Annotated in this window: 14 protein-coding genes; 5 read left to right on the top strand and 9 right to left on the bottom strand. The window is 47.7% G+C overall.

Annotated features, from left to right (window positions below):
• Positions 1-127: 127 nt before the first annotated feature.
• The 3 genes from D3H65_RS12920 to D3H65_RS12910 all read right to left on the bottom strand — a co-directional run bounded on the left by D3H65_RS12920 (position 128) and on the right by D3H65_RS12910 (position 3,186).
• Entirely contained in the window at positions 128-505 is a 378-nt protein-coding gene (locus D3H65_RS12920) for a LysM peptidoglycan-binding domain-containing protein (RefSeq protein WP_119050713.1), read from the bottom strand.
• 16 nt (positions 506-521) lie between these two features.
• Positions 522-1,034: a BON domain-containing protein gene (locus tag D3H65_RS12915; RefSeq protein WP_119050712.1), complete on the bottom strand. Its 513-nt coding sequence runs from the start codon at positions 1,032-1,034 to the stop codon at positions 522-524.
• 133 nt (positions 1,035-1,167) lie between these two features.
• Positions 1,168-3,186: an ABC-F family ATP-binding cassette domain-containing protein gene (locus D3H65_RS12910; RefSeq protein ID WP_119050711.1), complete on the bottom strand. Its 2,019-nt coding sequence runs from the start codon at positions 3,184-3,186 to the stop codon at positions 1,168-1,170.
• Between the two features lie 303 nt (positions 3,187-3,489).
• Between D3H65_RS12910 and D3H65_RS12905 the strand changes: the two genes are divergently transcribed.
• Positions 3,490-4,083 carry a DUF3347 domain-containing protein gene (locus D3H65_RS12905; RefSeq protein ID WP_119050710.1) on the top strand — a complete coding sequence of 198 codons (594 nt, stop codon included), beginning with the start codon at positions 3,490-3,492 and terminating at the stop codon, positions 4,081-4,083.
• Between the two features lie 77 nt (positions 4,084-4,160).
• The gene (locus D3H65_RS12900; RefSeq protein ID WP_119050709.1) at positions 4,161-6,512 is read left to right on the top strand and encodes a TonB-dependent receptor; all 2,352 of its coding nucleotides are present in this window, start codon (positions 4,161-4,163) and stop codon (positions 6,510-6,512) included.
• Here D3H65_RS12900 and D3H65_RS12895 read toward each other — a convergent pair.
• From D3H65_RS12895 to D3H65_RS12885, 4 genes are all read right to left on the bottom strand, one after another.
• On the bottom strand, positions 6,502-7,524 hold the full coding sequence (locus tag D3H65_RS12895) for a hypothetical protein (protein WP_119050708.1): 1,023 nt from the start codon (positions 7,522-7,524) through the stop codon (positions 6,502-6,504). The two genes, D3H65_RS12900 and D3H65_RS12895, sit on opposite strands and share 11 nt — an antisense overlap.
• A gap of 523 nt (positions 7,525-8,047) precedes the next feature.
• Positions 8,048-8,983, bottom strand: a complete 936-nt coding sequence (locus D3H65_RS12890) for a phytanoyl-CoA dioxygenase family protein (RefSeq protein WP_119050707.1) — start codon at positions 8,981-8,983, stop codon at positions 8,048-8,050.
• An 87-nt stretch (positions 8,984-9,070) separates the two neighbouring features.
• The gene (locus D3H65_RS32940) at positions 9,071-9,220 is read right to left on the bottom strand and encodes a hypothetical protein (RefSeq protein WP_162915606.1); all 150 of its coding nucleotides are present in this window, start codon (positions 9,218-9,220) and stop codon (positions 9,071-9,073) included.
• A 10-nt stretch (positions 9,221-9,230) separates the two neighbouring features.
• Entirely contained in the window at positions 9,231-9,689 is a 459-nt protein-coding gene (locus D3H65_RS12885; RefSeq protein WP_119050706.1) for a DUF6934 family protein, read from the bottom strand.
• 241 nt (positions 9,690-9,930) lie between these two features.
• Here D3H65_RS12885 and D3H65_RS12880 point away from each other — a divergent pair, with 241 nt between their 5' ends.
• Positions 9,931-11,502 carry a M20/M25/M40 family metallo-hydrolase gene (locus D3H65_RS12880; RefSeq protein WP_119050705.1) on the top strand — a complete coding sequence of 524 codons (1,572 nt, stop codon included), beginning with the start codon at positions 9,931-9,933 and terminating at the stop codon, positions 11,500-11,502.
• 277 nt (positions 11,503-11,779) lie between these two features.
• Here D3H65_RS12880 and D3H65_RS12875 read toward each other — a convergent pair whose 3' ends face one another.
• Complete coding sequence (locus D3H65_RS12875; protein ID WP_119050704.1) at positions 11,780-12,625, bottom strand: hypothetical protein; 846 nt, start codon at positions 12,623-12,625, stop codon at positions 11,780-11,782.
• A gap of 126 nt (positions 12,626-12,751) precedes the next feature.
• Complete coding sequence (locus tag D3H65_RS12870; RefSeq protein ID WP_119050703.1) at positions 12,752-13,939, bottom strand: hypothetical protein; 1,188 nt, start codon at positions 13,937-13,939, stop codon at positions 12,752-12,754.
• Positions 13,940-14,178: 239 nt separating this feature from the next.
• Here D3H65_RS12870 and thrS point away from each other — a divergent pair, with 239 nt between their 5' ends.
• Positions 14,179-16,113: a threonine--tRNA ligase gene (thrS, locus tag D3H65_RS12865; protein ID WP_119050702.1), complete on the top strand. Its 1,935-nt coding sequence runs from the start codon at positions 14,179-14,181 to the stop codon at positions 16,111-16,113.
• 263 nt (positions 16,114-16,376) lie between these two features.
• The gene (infC, locus tag D3H65_RS12860; protein WP_119050701.1) at positions 16,377-16,970 is read left to right on the top strand and encodes a translation initiation factor IF-3; all 594 of its coding nucleotides are present in this window, start codon (positions 16,377-16,379) and stop codon (positions 16,968-16,970) included.
• The last annotated feature ends 90 nt before the right edge of the window (positions 16,971-17,060 follow it).

The raw sequence follows: 17,060 nt of genomic DNA, 5'->3' as shown, positions 1-17,060 counted from the left end.
GGCAGGCACTCCCTGTTGTGCGGTCTGCAGGGGGCCTACCTTTAAAAGTGCCAAACGTGACTGGTTTGATCCAATCGCCCAAACCTGTCAGGTTTTTTGCTCGCAGCTCGTCGCTCGCAGCTGTATGCTACGCTTTCCTCGGTATCTTCAACTTAGCGCCTACTTTTATGAGGTCAGGATTTTTGATCTGGTCTTTGTTTGCTTCGAAGATATCTTTCCAGGGGATACCGAACTTCTTACCGATCTTCGTCAGGTTATCGCCCGCTACTACTTCATATTCTTCCGGGGTAGCCGAGGCCGATACCGTAACATTCAATACCAGGTCGCCTGCCCGGTAATCCGGATCTATTTTATCATAGATAGCCCATAGCTGGTCTTTTATTGCATAAGTGGGCGCTTCGCCGTCAACATACAGCACATTGTCCTGCTCACGCACCTGCAGGTTGGTGACGCCGGACCCTTTGGCAGCATCCACCAGTTCTTTGTATTTGTCTTGCAATGCCATGACGTGGTTCCTCCATTTATTTTTTAACGGTTAGCTTATTCTCAATTTTCTTTGGCTTTAAAGCATGCAGCAGCGGCATCAAGGTAGTGAGTTCAGCTTTCTTGATCTCACCCGTAAGCGTTACCACGCCGTCTTTTACATCAGCTTTTACACTGTTGTAGGATTTAAGCACATCATTCACCGCGTTTTTAAGCGTTTCGTCGGGTGAAATAACAACCGGCTCCGTGGTTACCGGCGCTGGTGCTACGGTGATATTGTTGATCACCTGTTTTACCCCCGGAATGGTTTTGATGGCCGATTCATAAGCTACTTTGGCTGTTTCGTCCGTAGCCTCTCCACTGAGCGTCACCACGCCGTCTTTTACAGAAGCTGTGGCCGTGCCCAGGCCTGTAATGGTTTTTGCTTTGTCTTCAATAACTACCTGGAGATCGCTGTCTTTTACCTTGCTTTTACAGGAATACATCAAAAGCCCGCTTACTGCTATCAGGAGCGAGAGCAGTGTAAGCCTCGTTGGAATTGTTTTCATCATTGTATAGCTGGTTTATATGAAAAATACAGACCATGCTACGGCAGGGGAGTAGGCTGCAGGACAAATGGGGGGACCTATTACGCGGATAAGGGAACTTCCACGGAATTAGCGGTAGGGGGGAATCGGTTATTTCCTACTGTGATTCTAAGTCAATAATACTTTCAAATACTTTCTCGTACTCTTCCGAAGCTTGTTTAAGGTTTTCAACGGTGCTTTTATACGATTGCTCCGCTGCGAGGAACTTATTCTTATCAGAAAACACATCAGGGGAAGCCAGTGATGCCTCCAGTTGATTTTTTTGTGTTGTTAAGGTAGTTATTTTTTCTTCGAGTTCTTTAAAAAGGCGTTGTTTTTTTTGCAGCTCCTTCTTAGCCTCTTTGTTTACAGGCTCCTGTTTGGCAAGCACAGGTTGAGGTTGCGCCACCGGCGCAGGCTGCGATTTGGGCTTCTCTTCCGTCTTCTGGCCTTTCGTGTCAGATGCTTGACTTTTCCCGCCTCCCTTCTGTATTCTGTCTTCTGTATTCTGTATCCTTTTCTCCTCGTCCGCCTTCTTCTTCATCCGTTCTTTCCATTCCACCCATTCTTCATAACCTCCATTAAAATCCTTGATCTGATGATCGTCTATTTCCCAGATCTTATTGGCTACTTTGGAGATGAAATAACGGTCGTGACTCACCAGGATGAGGCTGCCTTCGTATTTATTCAATGCCTCGATCAACAGGTCTACCGTATGCATATCCAGGTGGTTCGTAGGCTCATCGAGCATCAGGAAGTTGGCCTTGCTGATGATCGTCTTGGCCAATGCCACCCTGGCTTTCTCACCTCCGCTCAATACCTTGATCTTCTTATCCGCATCATCGCCGCTAAACAGGAAACAACCCAGTATCGTGCGCAATTCCAGTTCCGTTTTCTGGCTGCCTGCATTCTTCATCTCATCCAGGATCGTATCGTTGATGTTCAGCGCTTCCAGCTGGTGCTGTGCATAAAAGCTCTCATCCACATTATGGCCCCAGCGACGCTCGCCCGTAAACGATTCTACCCCGGCTATAATGCGCAGCACCGTAGATTTACCCTTACCGTTGGCCCCGATCAGCGCGATCTTATCACCGCGGTTGATCTCGGCGCTTGTATTTTCTATGATCTTGTTATTGCCAAAACTCTTGCTCAGGTGTTTCAATTCGCACAATACCTTGCCAGGTACCTTGTCTACCTGGAAGTTGATGCGCAAACTGGGACGTTCAATACCGATATCTTCCAACCGGTCCAGTTTATCCAGGCGCTTCATAGCACTCTGCGCAGCTGCTGCCTTGGAGGCCTTGGCCTTAAAACGTTCAATAAACCTTTCCTGCTGACGAATATAGTCCTGCTGGTTTTCATAAGCCCGTTGTGCCAGGTCCAGCCTCAGTTCCTTCTCTGTTTCATAGAAGGCATAGTTGCCATTGTAAATATGCAGCCGGCGTTGGTACAGTTCAATGATCTTCGTCACCATCCGGTTCAGGAAGTATTTATCGTGACTGATAATAACTACTGAGCCCTGGTAATGCGTGAGGTATTTTTCCAGCCATTCAATCGAGGGAAGGTCAAGGTGGTTCGTAGGCTCATCGAGCAGGAGCAGGTCGGGCGCCTGCAGGATCATCTTTGCCAGCAATACCCGCATCCGCCAGCCACCGCTGAACTCTTTATAGGGACGACCGAGATCCGCGTTGGCAAACCCCAGGCCCTGTAATATTTCTTCTGTTTTGTGGTGGATATTATAGCCGTCCAGCGTATCCATTTCATGCAGCATATCCGTATACTTGATCAACAGGTCTTCATCACCTGTTTTTTCCAGTTCCTTGCCCACTGCTTCCAGTTCCACTTCCAGCTGTCTTACTCTTTCAAAAGCGCCCAGCGCTACTTCCAGTATCGAATCATTTGTATCAAAGCTCAGCAGGTCCTGGTGCAGGTAACCAATCGAAGTGCCGCGGCTACGCTCTACCGTACCGGCCGAAGGGAGGTATTCACCTACCAGCAGTTTCAACAGCGTCGACTTTCCCGTACCATTGTACCCGATCAGTCCTATTCTTTCGTTGGGCTGAATATGCCAGGTTGCTTCTTCCACAATAGCACGCGCACCAAATTCAAAGGTCATATTCGTAAATCCTGCTAACATATATTGTATTATTTCTAATGCCTTTAATAGTCCGTAAGTCTGTAAAGTCCGAAAGTCGGTAAGTAAAACAACAGCTCATCCGTTTTTCTTCCGGACTTTCCGTCTTACCAACTTCCGGTCTTGCTTTCCGACTTCTCAGAAACCCCGCAAGTTACGCATTATCACTCAAATCGGGGCCCTGAAATTGCGATTCCGGGACCAGGAATAGGTTAAATCTTTTAACTTTGCCAAAACTTTCAACCCCGTGGTCCGAAACTGTCATTGGGCCCTGATAAACAAGGAATTTACTATAAAACTACTCTAATGAAAAAGTTGATCATAGGCGTGTTGTTGCTGGCTGTGGTAGGATTGATTGCCTGGAAATTATTGGCTGGCAAAGACGAAACACCCCGCGAAAAACAAAAACCGGTGGCCCTGGCTGAAAATACAGGCCCTTTCAATCAGTCATATGCCGAATTATTAAATGCCTATTATGCTATAAAAGACGCCTTGGTGGCCAGTGATACAGCGAAGGCTTCTGCCGCCGCGGGCAACCTGCTAAAAGCCTCTGATGCATTGAAAATCAATGAAATACAGGGCGATTCCACCGGCATGATCAAAGAGACCGCTAAAAGTTACACTGCCAATATCAGCACCACCGCCAAAGTACTGGCCGATAGCAAGACCCTGGATGACAAACGCAAGCAATTTGAAATGATTGCCGATGCCATCTGGAGCCTCACCCGCACCGTGAAATACAGTGGTCAGAAAGTGTACTGGCAATATTGCCCCATGGCTTTCAACGACAAAGGCGCTTATTGGATGAGCAATGATTCTACCATTATGAATCCTTATTTTGGTAATGACATGCTCCATTGCGGAACGTCGGAAGACTCGTTGGATTATTCCAGGAAATAAAATTCAAAGGTGGGTCGCTCTGTAGCCCGGCTTACGCAGCACTGGAGAGCGGCTCACCTTTATGGCCGGGATCTACAATGAAGCACTGCGCCACAACCATACTTATCCTGCTGTTCGTTTTTCCTGCCCTCGCGCAGCCCAGATATACCCTCAGTGGGTATGTCAGAGATTCCTTGTCCGGTGAATCCCTCATCGGCGCCACCATTGCGGTGAATGGCCAGGGCAAAAGCATCAGCAGCAACCAGTACGGCTTTTATTCAATTACTTTACCCGAAGCTTCCTACACCTTCTACATTTCCTTTGCAGGCTACCAGCCTTTGCAGCTGACCCTGTCCCTCGACAGGAATATCGTTCTCAACTTCCAGCTGGTACAGCGTTCCCTGTTGGAGGAAGTCGTCGTCTCCTCCCGTCGCCGCGATGGCAATGTGCAGCAGGCCCAGATGGGCAAGATCGATCTTTCTATGAACCAGGTAAAGGCCGTGCCTGTATTACTGGGTGAGGTAGACCTGCTCAAAACATTGCAGTTGATGCCCGGTGTACGCAATGCCGGTGAAGGCAATACCGGTTTGTATGTGCGGGGTGGGGGACCCGATCAAAATCTCATCCTGCTCGATGATGCCATTGTGTACAATACCGGTCACCTCTTTGGCTTTTTCTCCATCTTCAATGCCGATGCTATTAAGAATATCTCCCTGATCAAGGGAGGTATGCCTGCTCAGTACGGTGGTCGTTTGTCTTCCGTACTCGATATTGCCATGAAAGAAGGCAATATGAAAAAGATGGAAGTAGAAGGAGGCATCGGGGCCATTGCCTCCCGCTTATCAGTGCAGGGGCCTATCAAAAAAGACAAAGCTTCCTTCATCATCTCTGCCCGCAGGACCTATATCGATATGCTGATAAAACCTTTTATCAGGAAGGACAATTCCTTTTATGGATCAGGTTATTATTTCTATGATCTCAATATGAAGGTCAATTATAAGTTCTCCGAAAAAGACCGCCTCTACCTCAGCGGTTATTTTGGCAGGGATGTATTTGATTTCCGCAATGCGAAGCGCTCTTTCAACGCCAGGATACCCTGGGGCAATTCCACCGCCACCCTGCGTTGGAATCATGTGTTCAACAGGAAACTCTTTGCCAATACAACTTTTGTGTACAATGATTATGGTTTTTCCTTTGGCGCTTCCCAAAACGATTTTACCATCAAGTTATCTTCCGGCATCCGCGATCTCAATGGGAAAATAGATATTGATTATTATCCCGATCCGCGCCACAAACTTCGGTTTGGCGCACTCTATACCTATCACACTTTCACACCCAATGTATTGAGCGGCAACCAGGGGTCTACCACCTTTGAACCCAATAATGAAAGTAAAAAGTATGCACTCGAATCCGGCCTGTATGTACAGGACGATTGGGAGCTGAGCCGCAAAATAAAGATACACGCGGGCCTGCGCTACAGCAGCTTCACCCAGGTGGGCCCTTATAAGATATTTGACCGCGATGAAAATGGCAATAAGCTCGATAGTACCGTATTCGGCCGGGGCAGCCGCGTAAAGACCTATGGTGCCTGGGAACCCCGTTTTACCTTCCGCTACATCCTGGATGAGGAGACTTCCCTCAAAGCCGCAGTTACCCGCAACAACCAATACATCCACCTCGTAAGCAATGCCGGATCAACCTTGCCGACCGATCTGTGGGTGCCCAGTACCTACCGCGTGAAGCCACAGATCAGCTGGTTGTATGCGGCTGGTCTTTTTAAGAACTTCCGCGACAATACGTATGAGACCTCCCTGGAGCTGTATTACAAAACGATGGACAACCAGATAGAGTACCGCGAAGGATATACCCCTTCCCTGAAAGACCCTGAGGAGGAATTTGTATTTGGCAAGGGCTGGAGTTATGGTACGGAGCTTTTTGTGAACAAAGTAAAAGGCAGACTCACCGGCTGGATCGGTTATACCTTATCCTGGACCTGGCGCAAGTTTGATGCCATCAATGGTGGGGAGAAATACCCGGCCAAGTATGATCGTCGCCATGATATGTCCGTGGTAGCCATGTATGAGATTAATAAGAAATGGAAGATCTCTGGTCTCTTTGTGTATGGTACAGGTAATGCCACTACCTTGCCCGAAAGGTTTTATGTCATTGGCGGCGTACTTACCCAGGAGTACAGTAAAGTGAATCAATACCGCCTGGAGTCCTATCACCGGGCTGATATATCCGTAACCCTCACGCCCCGGCAGAAGGCCGGTCAGCGTTGGCAGCAGAACTGGGTATTCAGTATTTACAATATGTACAGCCGCCTCAATCCCTATTTTATTTACTTCGACCAAACCGGCAGCCCTTATGACGGCACGCTGAAAGTGGAAGCCCGGCAGGTGTCGCTCTTTCCCATTATTCCTGCGGTGACATGGAATTTTAAGTTTTAGTGGCGACAGGAAGACTACATGTGAGGCATTTCTTCACAGGAAGTAACACACGCACAGAACGTTCAAATTCCCCACCCGCATCAACCGCCTCCCAAAATGCTTCCAAAACCAAGGCTGTTGTGTCAACTGTCTTCACATCCATTTCTACCGACGCCACTGTATCCAATTCTTCAACCATTGCTGAAAGGGTATCTGTGTGCAAACTTTTCTCCGGCAGGCCCTCCTCAACAACTTCCGGAGCCACTCCGGCATACTCAGCAGGAGAGGTTTTCCCAATCCATTCCATGATACGCAATGCCCCGCCTTTTACCAGTTTCGGTTGCTCATTCACCATTGTATAAAACTCGATCCCCAACAGCCAGAAACAGCCTTGTTCAGTAGCAGCCGGTATCACTTGTTCTACGTTAAAGGCAGTTCCTGCTGCTCTTCCCATCGCTTGAAGCTCACCCACTTCCTTGTCCAATCTGTACTTTTTCTTCTCAAAATCTATCCATACCACTCCCGATACCATCCGGTAATGAGTGGCTGTCTCAGGTAAACCTTTTTTCTTGCGCAGGCGGAAAGCCGGGATATTCACCACCACCTTCCCGGCAGCTATCGAATAACAATGCGCAGGATTCACCGGCAGCGCATCATCCAACGACAGCTTGCCGTTAAATTCGAAGTCTGTTAATGTCGAGAGATCACCCGAACTGACCACCCGCTCACCCCAATCATGTAGCTGGTCCGACCTGAGTATCGAAAAAAACTGACCATTCATACGACTGCTAAGTCCCATGTTTTTTACCGAAGGAAGCAGGCTGCTGATAGCGTTTCGTGCCAGCTTGGAGGCTGCCGTGATGCGCTTCCACTCCGCCGCATTGTGACGGGTACGGGCAAACCTATCCAGGTTTTTCACCTGCCAGGCTGTAGGCCCGCCCTTCATCTTCATATGCACCCCAAAATCATTTTTACAAAAAGTGGCATCACCTACGGAGCCACTGAGTTCAAAGAGTGATATTACTTTAGCCATAAAAGTGTTTTACACTAATTTACAACTACTCATAAACATGCCAGGTCCGTTGTGTCGTAAATGTCCGGTTTTGTCCTAAAATGTCCTGTTATGTCCTGCGGAATGGCGTTTTTTGAGAATGGCTGTTGAAGGAGGATAGAAAGCGAAAATACCATGATACCCTGTAGGCTCATCTGGATTCCCCCGGGTAGTCCCGTATCAGTCCCTGGGATATTCCTGAGCACACCAATATTTGAGGTAAGGTAATAGTAACGGAGAAGTAACGAAGAGGTAAAGTAGTAGTAAGCGAGCGATGGTCAAATGCAGACAGAGCGCGGGTTTGTATTGTTTTCGATTGGCAGATCAGCCACCCGGGCGGGTTTGATCGAAATGAATGCTTTAAAGTGGTGCTTCCAATACATAAAATAAGCGGTTAAAAGCTCGTTCCTGTAATTTACCAAAAAGGCCGGCCTTTGCCAAAAGTTGTTCCCGGAAATAAGCGCCTCTTTCTGCCATCTCCTCCTCCGGACTTTCCTCTTTCAGACTACTCTTCCAGCAGCGAAGGCCTTTCTGTGATCTCGTGGTACTTGATCACGTCTTTTGCATAGTAGTGGATCACCATGCTTTTGCGTGTTAGCGTTTTATTGAGGATGGGCGCTCCGCCATGTACCAGGTTGGCATGCCAGATCAGTACATCCCCCTTTTTAGCCAGGAACTCCTTCCTGGTATAGTGTTGGGTAGCTACCAGTTCCTCCAGCATATCTTCATAATCAGGATAGTCTTTCTTACCCAGCCTCAGCGGCGTAGAACCTTCATTAAAATCATTGTTGAGCAGGTAGGGTAATTTATGGCTGCCGGGATAATAGAACAACGGACCATTATCAGGTGTCACATCTTCCAGCGCTATCCACACTGCAATGAGGTAGCCCAGCGGATAGGTCGTCATATGGATGCTGTCAGAATGCGCCCGCTGACCACTGCCTTGTATGAAGTTGATGGTTTGAAAGGGAACCACTTCCTTGTCCAGCAAAAACTGCAGAAGGGTAGTAAGGGCAGGGCTGAGGGTAATGCCTTTGATGAGTGGTGATTTCTTATTGGCAAACATGAGCTTATTGCCATAAGTAAACGACAGCTTACCTTTCTCCTGTAGCTGGTCAATCTCCCGGTTCACCGCATCGCAGGTAGCCGTATCGATCAACTGCTCCAGTATGAGGTAGCCATTGGCACTCCAGTCCTTTATTTTTTGCTGCACGGCGGGCTGAAATTGACGGAAGCCCTCTTTCTGCAGAGCCAGTACGGCTGAATCGCCCGTGTCCAGCCAGGCGCGTGATTCCTTATCGGGAAAGTCCTTGCTTGAAATAGATGCCATGAGCGGCTTGTGAATACCATACTTGCTATAAGCCGCTTTGTTGTGTTGCAGCGCCTTATAGTGTAGCAGATTATATATCCAGTGCAGTGGCTTGAATTGCTTGAGGTTCATGGGATAAAGCTATCAATTGTGCGTAAGATATTTCGTAAATAAAAATGCCACCTGTAGGGTGGCAAATGGTTATTTTACATATAGTGATCAATTCATTTTAAGCTTGCCGATTATTTTATTGGCCTTTTCCAGTTTTTCGGGGAATAAGACCTTGCCTGAAAGCTTTTCCAGTGATTTGGATACTTTCACTTTCACACCAATTGCCTCGGCTCCTTTCATTTTTCCGGTCTTTTTCATAAGCTCAAAGTTACGTCTTTTTTCTTTTAACCATAAACCCGAAATAATCTACACCTTTACGAAAAGCTACTCTTTCAAATGTGTCCATTCCCCTGAGAACTCCATAAATATGAAAATCATTCTTTAATGCTTCCATATTGATTGTCAGGGCCATTCGATAAAGCCTGGTCCTTTGTGGTGTAGTTCCACAAAAGAAGATGAATCTCTCAGGATATCCAGCACTAAATTCATAAACAGTTCCGGCAACAGTTGCTAATATCTTATTCCGATCTCCATTATCGTTGGTTGTTTCATCATCAACAGAGCCGTCATTCCTTAAATTTCCGAATGCGAGATTATAAATATTTTCGTTCAATGTTTGTGTAAATTGGATCATTTTGGTGACTTTTCCTTTCGGCCCTTCGCTAACAAATTGGAATTCCAATTTATCAGGCGAAGCTATAATATTCTCATACCTTTCATAGTTCATGGCTTCAGCTTTGTATCCTACTAACGTGTATCACATTTGTTTAGATTTCGTGCATATTAAAAACGCTTCTTCTTCCGGTTTTACTTTGATGTAGTGAACGGGATTAAAGCCTTACCGGACAGTTAGCCTGGCCTGCCTTCCCTTGCCGCCCATCCTCTATTTGAACAAATTGTCTTGTTACCCCTTCACTTTATAGCAGGAAAGCCATAGTTTTCCCGTCCAACCAATAAATTTATCGCTCATGAGAAAACTGCTATTCACCTGTGCTGCTGTATTGGCCGTTTGTGTGGCCACAGCCCAGGAAGAAAAACTGGATGACGCCATCGTACAAAAGATCCGTGCCGAGGGCCTGAACAATTCCAAAGTGATGGACATTGTATTTTACCTCACCGAAGTAAGCGGCCCCCGGCTCAACAATTCCCCCGGCTATTTACGTGCCGCCAATTGGGCTAAGAACGAACTGACTAAATTTGGAGCAGAAGGCGCCCAACTGGAATCCTGGGGCGAATGGGGCAAAGGCTGGGAACTGGAAAAATCTTATGTGGCCATGACCGCACCTTACTACAGGCCCCTGATCGCGTTCCCTAAAACCTGGACCTCCAGTACCAAAGGATTAAAGAGCGCAGAAGTGATCATCTTAAATGCCAAAGATTCCATTGAATTGCTGACCTATAAAGGCAAACTGAAAGGCAAACTCATCCTGTTGCCCCGTACAGATACATTGAAACCAACTTATACTGCCGATGGCAGCCGCCGCACAGAGGAAGAGCTGAGCAAGATGGCCGCCTACGATCCAAAGAGCGCACCGGCTCCCCGCGGACCAGGTGGTCCCGGAGGCCCCCGTGGCGGGTTTGGCGCAGCCCAGGCCCTGCAGGCCAGGATCAGGGAAATGGCCAAAGCCGAAGGGGCAGTAGCCTTATTGAGCACCAGTCCACGTGGCCGTGATGGTACTTTATTTGTACAAGGCGGTGGCGCTTACATAGGATCAGCCCCCGAGAACTTTCTCGATATCATGCTGGCCTATGAAGATTATATGTCCCTGCAAAGACTGGTTACTGCGAATATACCCGTGAAGGTTGATGTAGACGTAAGATCAAAGTTCTATACCAATGACCTGAAAGGATACAATGTAGTAGCCGAGATCAAGGGCACTGATCCTGCACTGAAAGATGAACTCGTGATGCTGGGCGGCCACCTCGATTCCTGGCATGGATCAGTAGGCGCTACCGACAATGCGGCCGGTTGTGCCGTGATGATGGAAGCCATCCGTATCCTGAAAGCGTTGAATATAAAACCACGCCGTACCATCCGCATCGCATTGTGGGGTGGGGAAGAGCAGGGCCTACATGGTTCCCGCAATTATGTACGCAATCACTTTACCGACACTACTACCCGCCGTTTCAATGCCGCTGGTGATAAAGTGGCTGCTTACTTCAACCTCGACAATGGCACGGGTAAGATCAGGGGTATTTATACACAAGGCAATGAAGGTGTGAAGCCCATTTTTGCACAGTGGCTCAAACCCTTTAACGACCTGGGCGCTACCACCGTTACCCTGCAAAATACAGGCGGCACCGATCACCTGTCATTTGATGGCATTGGCCTGGCCGGATTCCAGTTCATCCAGGATGAGATTGAGTACAATACCCGTACCCACCATACCAATATGGATTCTTATGATCACCTGCAGGCCGACGACCTGAAGCAGGCCGCTACCATTATCGCTTCCTTTGTATACAACGCCGCCCAGCGCGATGAGAAATTGCCGCGCAAAGCGCCAACGGCTGCAGGACAAGGAAGACAAGGATTTTAAAGAAGACAAGAATAGAGAATCTAGAATACAGAATATAGAATGCAAAAAAACACAACGGCCGGAAGATCATTATCTCTTCCGGCCGTTTATTATTTTAAAGTATCACCATTGGCAGGCGGCTTCCTGGCCCCATGGGGGCCATAGCTTTGTAGAACCCATATCTACGGGATTTTATTTGCCCTGTAGGGGCTACCCATTGCCGATTGCCGACTGCCGATTGCCGACTGTCGATTGCTGATTGCCGATTGCCGACTGCCGATTTTCGATTGCCGTCCCGTCATTGCGTAAACTTAAACTTCACCACCGCGCTCTTTTGTTCGCTGGAAGACAAGCGCACTTCGTAGCGTTTTTTGCCCGCCGTGATCACCATCAGCGCTGTATTGGGAGGAATGCGGCCTAGGTTTTCAGCATACATCATCAATTCATATTCTGTATTGGGGAAGGCACTGAATTGTAAAGTGAGCGGTCTGTCAGTAAGGCGTTTCTTATGCAGCAGCAAAGAGTTATTCAGGAATACACTTACCGTGTCATCATCGATCTCTGCATTGTCGTACAATTCGATCTTGATGGCCGTGGTATCGATGACCACTGTTTGCACCACTTCCTTTTCACGGTTCTGCAGTTTGAGGTGCTTCTGCAAATTCAGCAGCGTGTCACTTTGATATACGTCTACCGGAAAGGTGGGTACTTTTTCCCGGTTGAGCGTGATCTTGCCGGGAGGACAAACATTGTTATTGCCCATTTCATGGCCAGTCCAATCGCCCAGTAATACTTCCTGGGGACCGGTTTTTGACCAGGTAAGGTCATAGGTTTTGATGCAGGGAATACAATTGGCGGGAACAGTATATTGCAACACCGCGCTTTCTGTGAGCACCATGCGTTTATTCAGCGGATTGTACCGGCCTGTAAAATTGACCTTCGTGAATTGCTTATTGTCAACATAGCTATAGGCATTGCCCATGATCGAGGTCTCGTTGGACCAGGTGATATGCAATTCGAGGAAATATTCGGGGAAACATCCTTGCGGACCCTGTGTGCGTTTGCCACGCCATATACCAGTAAGTGATTGTGCTGCCAGCGAGCCGCTACATATAACCAATAAAGAAAGCAGGAGAAAACGCATCAGGGGATTTTAATGGAAATTAACAACTACTGGCATACAGCCAACACGAATTTATGTGAACGGTATCACAGATTATAGGATTGAAAGGATTGTGCAGATATGTCAATAAAGCGTGCCCTTTATTACTTACGGCCCGGGTTTATACTTGAAAACGATCACTGCATTTTTTTGCTCTGTGGAGGTAATACGCACTTCATACTGCTGTTTCCCGGCATCTACGATCATCAGTGATGTATTGGGAGGGATCTCACCCAGGTTCTCAGCTACCATCACCAATTCATGGTAATTCTCATCATCATCCAGCTTCACCGTCAACGTGATTGCTTTTTCTGTCAATCGTTTTTTGGAGAGTACCAGCTTTTTATCCAGGTATACAGAGATCGTGTCGTTGTCAACAGCTCCATTATCATAGATCCTTATGTTGAGTTCTTTGGCGCTGGTGGTAATCGTCTTTACCAATTCATTTTCCCGCGTAAGCAGGATCTTAGGCACTGGTGCAGGTGGCGCAGTGACTATTGGTTTTTCTACTTTTTTGGCAGAGTCTACCAAAGGTTTGGTCGCCAGGTTGGGCTCCGGCACCTTGGTGGTTGGCGGTGGTGGCGTCAGCGTGGGTTTCTTAACCGCAGCATTGTTTTTCGCCGTGTTATTGGCAGGAGGAGTGGTAACCGGTTTCTTCACCGGTGGCGTTGTTTTAGCAGTACCTGTAACCGGCTTCTTTACCGTGGCCGGTGGTTTGGTGGCCGGGGTAGTTTTCTTCACGATCGCAGCACTGTCGATCTTTTTGGCAACCGGTGGCGGAGGATTCTTTTCCGCTTCTTTTTCCTTCTCTACGAGAAATGGCTCCTTATAGAAATCCGAGGTAGGCACCTTACGCAGGAACACCGTGCCTTTACCGCAATCCGTAGAGTCACTCGTTTTCATGCTGGAGTAGGTGCCTTCCAGGAATTCTTCTTCACCCACTTTGGAATATTGCAAAAAGAGCGTCATGATGCAAATGCCGCCGCCGCCGCTCATGCGCTGCTCTACGATCTTGATCTCCTCCAATAATACTTTGTGGGTAGTGGGGTTCACTGTTCCCTCGCAGGTGGCTTTGCCATAAAAAACCGTGGTCAGGTAAGAGTAAGTAACGCCGGAGAAACGTTTATCCTGCTGGTCTATCTGTACTTCAAACTTGTACCGGTCATCCTGTCCCAGCATTTCCATCAACCGGTTCTTGGCTGTCGACCGGAAGCCTCCCCTCCAAATGCCTGTCAGGTCCTGGGCCGATACGGAAATACTGATGCAACAAATCGTAAAAAGTAAAAATCGCTTCATGAATAATAACCTCACGTTGGCAAATTAGTTAAATTCTTAGTTTATTACGACAAATATCGTATGTGATCGTCTGCAAAAGTTCGTTAAATTTGCGGTCTTTCGGATATGAGATGGCAGGATGCGGGCCCAAGATACGCGTTTCACCGATACGATCATCTACCACGCATCCCGGAAGCAGCATGAACAGTTCACTCATACCGCATGTTAATAATCAACAACAGAAACGGCAATAATAACCAATGATCAAAATTACATTACCGGACGGAGCAGTGCGGGAGTATCAAGCAGGCGTAACTGCTTTGGACATCGCCAAATCAATCAGCGAAGGGCTGGCCAGGAAAGTATTGGCGGCCAATGTGAACGGACAAGTATGGGACGCCACACGGCCCATTACGGAAGATGCTGCCCTAAAATTGCTTACCTGGGATGATGATGGTGGTAAGAGCACCTTCTGGCATTCCTCTGCCCACCTGATGGCCGAGGCCGTGGAAGACCTGTTTCCCGGCGCCAAATTCTGGGTAGGACCAGCTATTGACAAAGGATTTTATTACGATATCGACCTGGGAGGCCGCCAGATCACAGAAGATGATCTGCGCAAACTGGAAAAGAAGATGAATGAGCTGGCCAAACAGAACAACAGTTATGTGCGCAAAGCCATGCCCAAAGCAGAGGCCGTACAATACTTTACCGAAAAAGGGGATGAATACAAGCTCGACCTGTTGAGCAACCTCACCGATGGCGAGATCACTTTCTACACCCAGGGCACTTTTACCGATCTGTGCCGCGGACCGCACATTCCCACTACAGCCCCCATTAAGGCTATCAAACTCACCAATATCGCCGGTGCTTACTGGAAGAACGACTCCAGCAATAAGCAGCTTACCCGTATTTACGGGGTTACTTTCCCCTCCCAAAAGGAATTGGATGAGTACCTGGCGATGCTGGAAGAAGCCAAAAAACGCGATCACCGCAAGTTGGGCAAGGAATTAGGGATTTTCACCATGGATGATGATGTAGGTCCGGGTTTACCCCTGTGGATGCCCAATGGTACCATCATTATCGAAGAACTGGAAAAACTGGCCAAAGAAACAGAAGTGAAGGGCGGCTATAAGCGTGTGGTAACACCCCATATTGCCAAAGAGAGCATGTACCTGACAAGTGGTCACCTGCCTTATTACCAGGATAGTATGTTCCCGCCCATGGAACTGGACGGTACCAAATACTACCTCAAGGCCATGAACTGCCCCCACCACCACAAAATATTTGCCGCAGAACCAAGGAGTTATAAGGAACTTCCCCTGCGCCTGGCTGAATATGGCACCTGCTATCGCTACGAGCAGAGCGGTGAGCTGTTTGGCCTGATGCGCGTGCGCTGTTTGCACATGAACGATGCCCATATCTATTGTACCAGGGAACAGTTCGCACAGGAATTCAGGGCCGTTAACGATATGTATATCAAGTATTTCAACATATTTGGGATTGATAAATATGTGATGCGCCTGTCCCTGCACGAGCCTTCCAAACTGGGCCAGAAGTACATCAACGAGCCTGAATTGTGGCTGGAAACCGAGGAAATGGTGCGGCAGGTGCTGAAAGAGTCAAATATCCCTTATATAGAGGTGCCGGACGAAGGTGCATTTTATGGCCCCAAGATTGATGTGCAGATATGGAGCACCATCGGGCGCGAATTTACCCTGGCTACCAACCAGGTCGACTTCGCCCAGGGACGTCGTTTCAAGTTGGAATTTACCAATAAGGAGAATTCCCCGGAGACTCCGCTGATCATCCACCGGGCGCCTTTGGGCACCCATGAGCGCTTTATCGGCTTCCTGCTGGAGCATTACGCCGGTAAGTTCCCGGCCTGGCTGGCGCCCGTACAGGTGAAAGTTTTGCCCATCAGCGATAAGTTTTTACCTTACGCAAATAGTATTTTAGAATCCCTGAAAAATGCTGATATTCGTGGAGAGGTCGATGACCGCAACGAGAAGATCGGCAAGAAGATCCGGGATACAGAATTGATGAAAGTGCCTTATATGCTCGTAGTGGGAGAGAAGGAGATGAATGAAGGCAAAGTGGCTATCCGCAGACAAGGTAAGGGCGATGCAGGTGTAAAACCCATTGAAGAGTTCATCGCCGAACTGACTGCCGAGATCAAAGCGAGAAGAGGAGAATAAGAAATTACAAACCACTTTTCTCTGTCATTCTCACTGTTCTTTGTCATTTCGTCTTTCTTTGTCATTTCGACCGCAGGGAGAAATCTGCTATCGAAGCGAAAGTATCGAAGCAAAAGCAATAAGACGCAACGATAATAGAATAAACGTACTCATAATTATCCCGGTTATTGCCGGGCATGCAGTTCGCCACCGGCAGGCGGATGCAGGGAAAACAAAAAACAAACACGCCGGTAATTTTAAAATTATTCACGTAAAAATTGTAAATGGCATTTCCACCGAGACCTCCGAGAGGTAATTTCAATCCACGTTTTAGAAAAGAACAACAACAAGAACACCGTACCAACCACATGATCCGCGTACCACAGGTACGTTTGGTTGGCGACAACGTAACAGTAGGTGTATATTCTACCCAGGAAGCGATGAAGATGGCACAGGAGCAAGGGCTGGACCTGGTAGAGATATCTCCACAGGCTGATCCCCCGGTATGTAAAATCATCGATTATAATAAATTCCTGTACGAGAAGAAGAAGAAGGAAAAGGAGATGAAGGCCAATAGTAAAACGGCTGAAGTAAAAGAGATCCGGTTTACTCCTGGTACAGATGATCACGACTTTGACTTTAAAGCCCGCCATGCGGAATCTTTCCTCAAGGAAGGCAACAAAGTAAAAGCTTATGTACAGTTCAAAGGACGTGCTATCATGTTCAAGGAAAGAGGAGAACTCGTACTGTTGAAGTTTGCAGAGCGCCTGGCCGAAATAGGACAACCCGAAGGGATGCCTAAGCTGGAAGGTAAGCGTATGCTGATGATCCTGGCACCGAAGGGTAAGCAAAAGAAGCCGAAAGACGCAAAAGAATAATCTTCCCGAAAAGTCTTTATAGAAAGCATCCTGTATTGACGGGATGCTTTTTTATTGTAAGGGTTCTCCTTCATTGCTAACCCCTAAAAA

The sequence above is a fragment of the Paraflavitalea soli genome (genome assembly GCF_003555545.1).
In the GTDB taxonomy this organism is placed as follows: Bacteria; Bacteroidota; Bacteroidia; order Chitinophagales; family Chitinophagaceae; genus Paraflavitalea; species Paraflavitalea soli.
This window is presented reverse-complemented; position numbering and strand designations above follow the sequence as displayed.

Bases quoted from the DNA above. Each gene is read 5' to 3' on its own strand.
- D3H65_RS12920 (WP_119050713.1), bottom strand. From the start codon at position 505: ATGGCATTGCAAGACAAATACAAAGAACTGGTGGATGCTGCCAAAGGG.
- D3H65_RS12915 (WP_119050712.1), bottom strand. From the start codon at position 1,034: ATGATGAAAACAATTCCAACGAGGCTTACACTGCTCTCGCTCCTGATA.
- D3H65_RS12910 (WP_119050711.1), bottom strand. From the start codon at position 3,186: ATGTTAGCAGGATTTACGAATATGACCTTTGAATTTGGTGCGCGTGCT.
- D3H65_RS12905 (WP_119050710.1), top strand. From the start codon at position 3,490: ATGAAAAAGTTGATCATAGGCGTGTTGTTGCTGGCTGTGGTAGGATTG.
- D3H65_RS12900 (WP_119050709.1), top strand. From the start codon at position 4,161: ATGAAGCACTGCGCCACAACCATACTTATCCTGCTGTTCGTTTTTCCT.
- D3H65_RS12895 (WP_119050708.1), bottom strand. From the start codon at position 7,524: ATGGCTAAAGTAATATCACTCTTTGAACTCAGTGGCTCCGTAGGTGAT.
- D3H65_RS12890 (WP_119050707.1), bottom strand. From the start codon at position 8,983: ATGAACCTCAAGCAATTCAAGCCACTGCACTGGATATATAATCTGCTA.
- D3H65_RS32940 (WP_162915606.1), bottom strand. From the start codon at position 9,220: ATGAAAAAGACCGGAAAAATGAAAGGAGCCGAGGCAATTGGTGTGAAA.
- D3H65_RS12885 (WP_119050706.1), bottom strand. From the start codon at position 9,689: ATGAACTATGAAAGGTATGAGAATATTATAGCTTCGCCTGATAAATTG.
- D3H65_RS12880 (WP_119050705.1), top strand. From the start codon at position 9,931: ATGAGAAAACTGCTATTCACCTGTGCTGCTGTATTGGCCGTTTGTGTG.
- D3H65_RS12875 (WP_119050704.1), bottom strand. From the start codon at position 12,625: ATGCGTTTTCTCCTGCTTTCTTTATTGGTTATATGTAGCGGCTCGCTG.
- D3H65_RS12870 (WP_119050703.1), bottom strand. From the start codon at position 13,939: ATGAAGCGATTTTTACTTTTTACGATTTGTTGCATCAGTATTTCCGTA.
- thrS (WP_119050702.1), top strand. From the start codon at position 14,179: ATGATCAAAATTACATTACCGGACGGAGCAGTGCGGGAGTATCAAGCA.
- infC (WP_119050701.1), top strand. From the start codon at position 16,377: ATGGCATTTCCACCGAGACCTCCGAGAGGTAATTTCAATCCACGTTTT.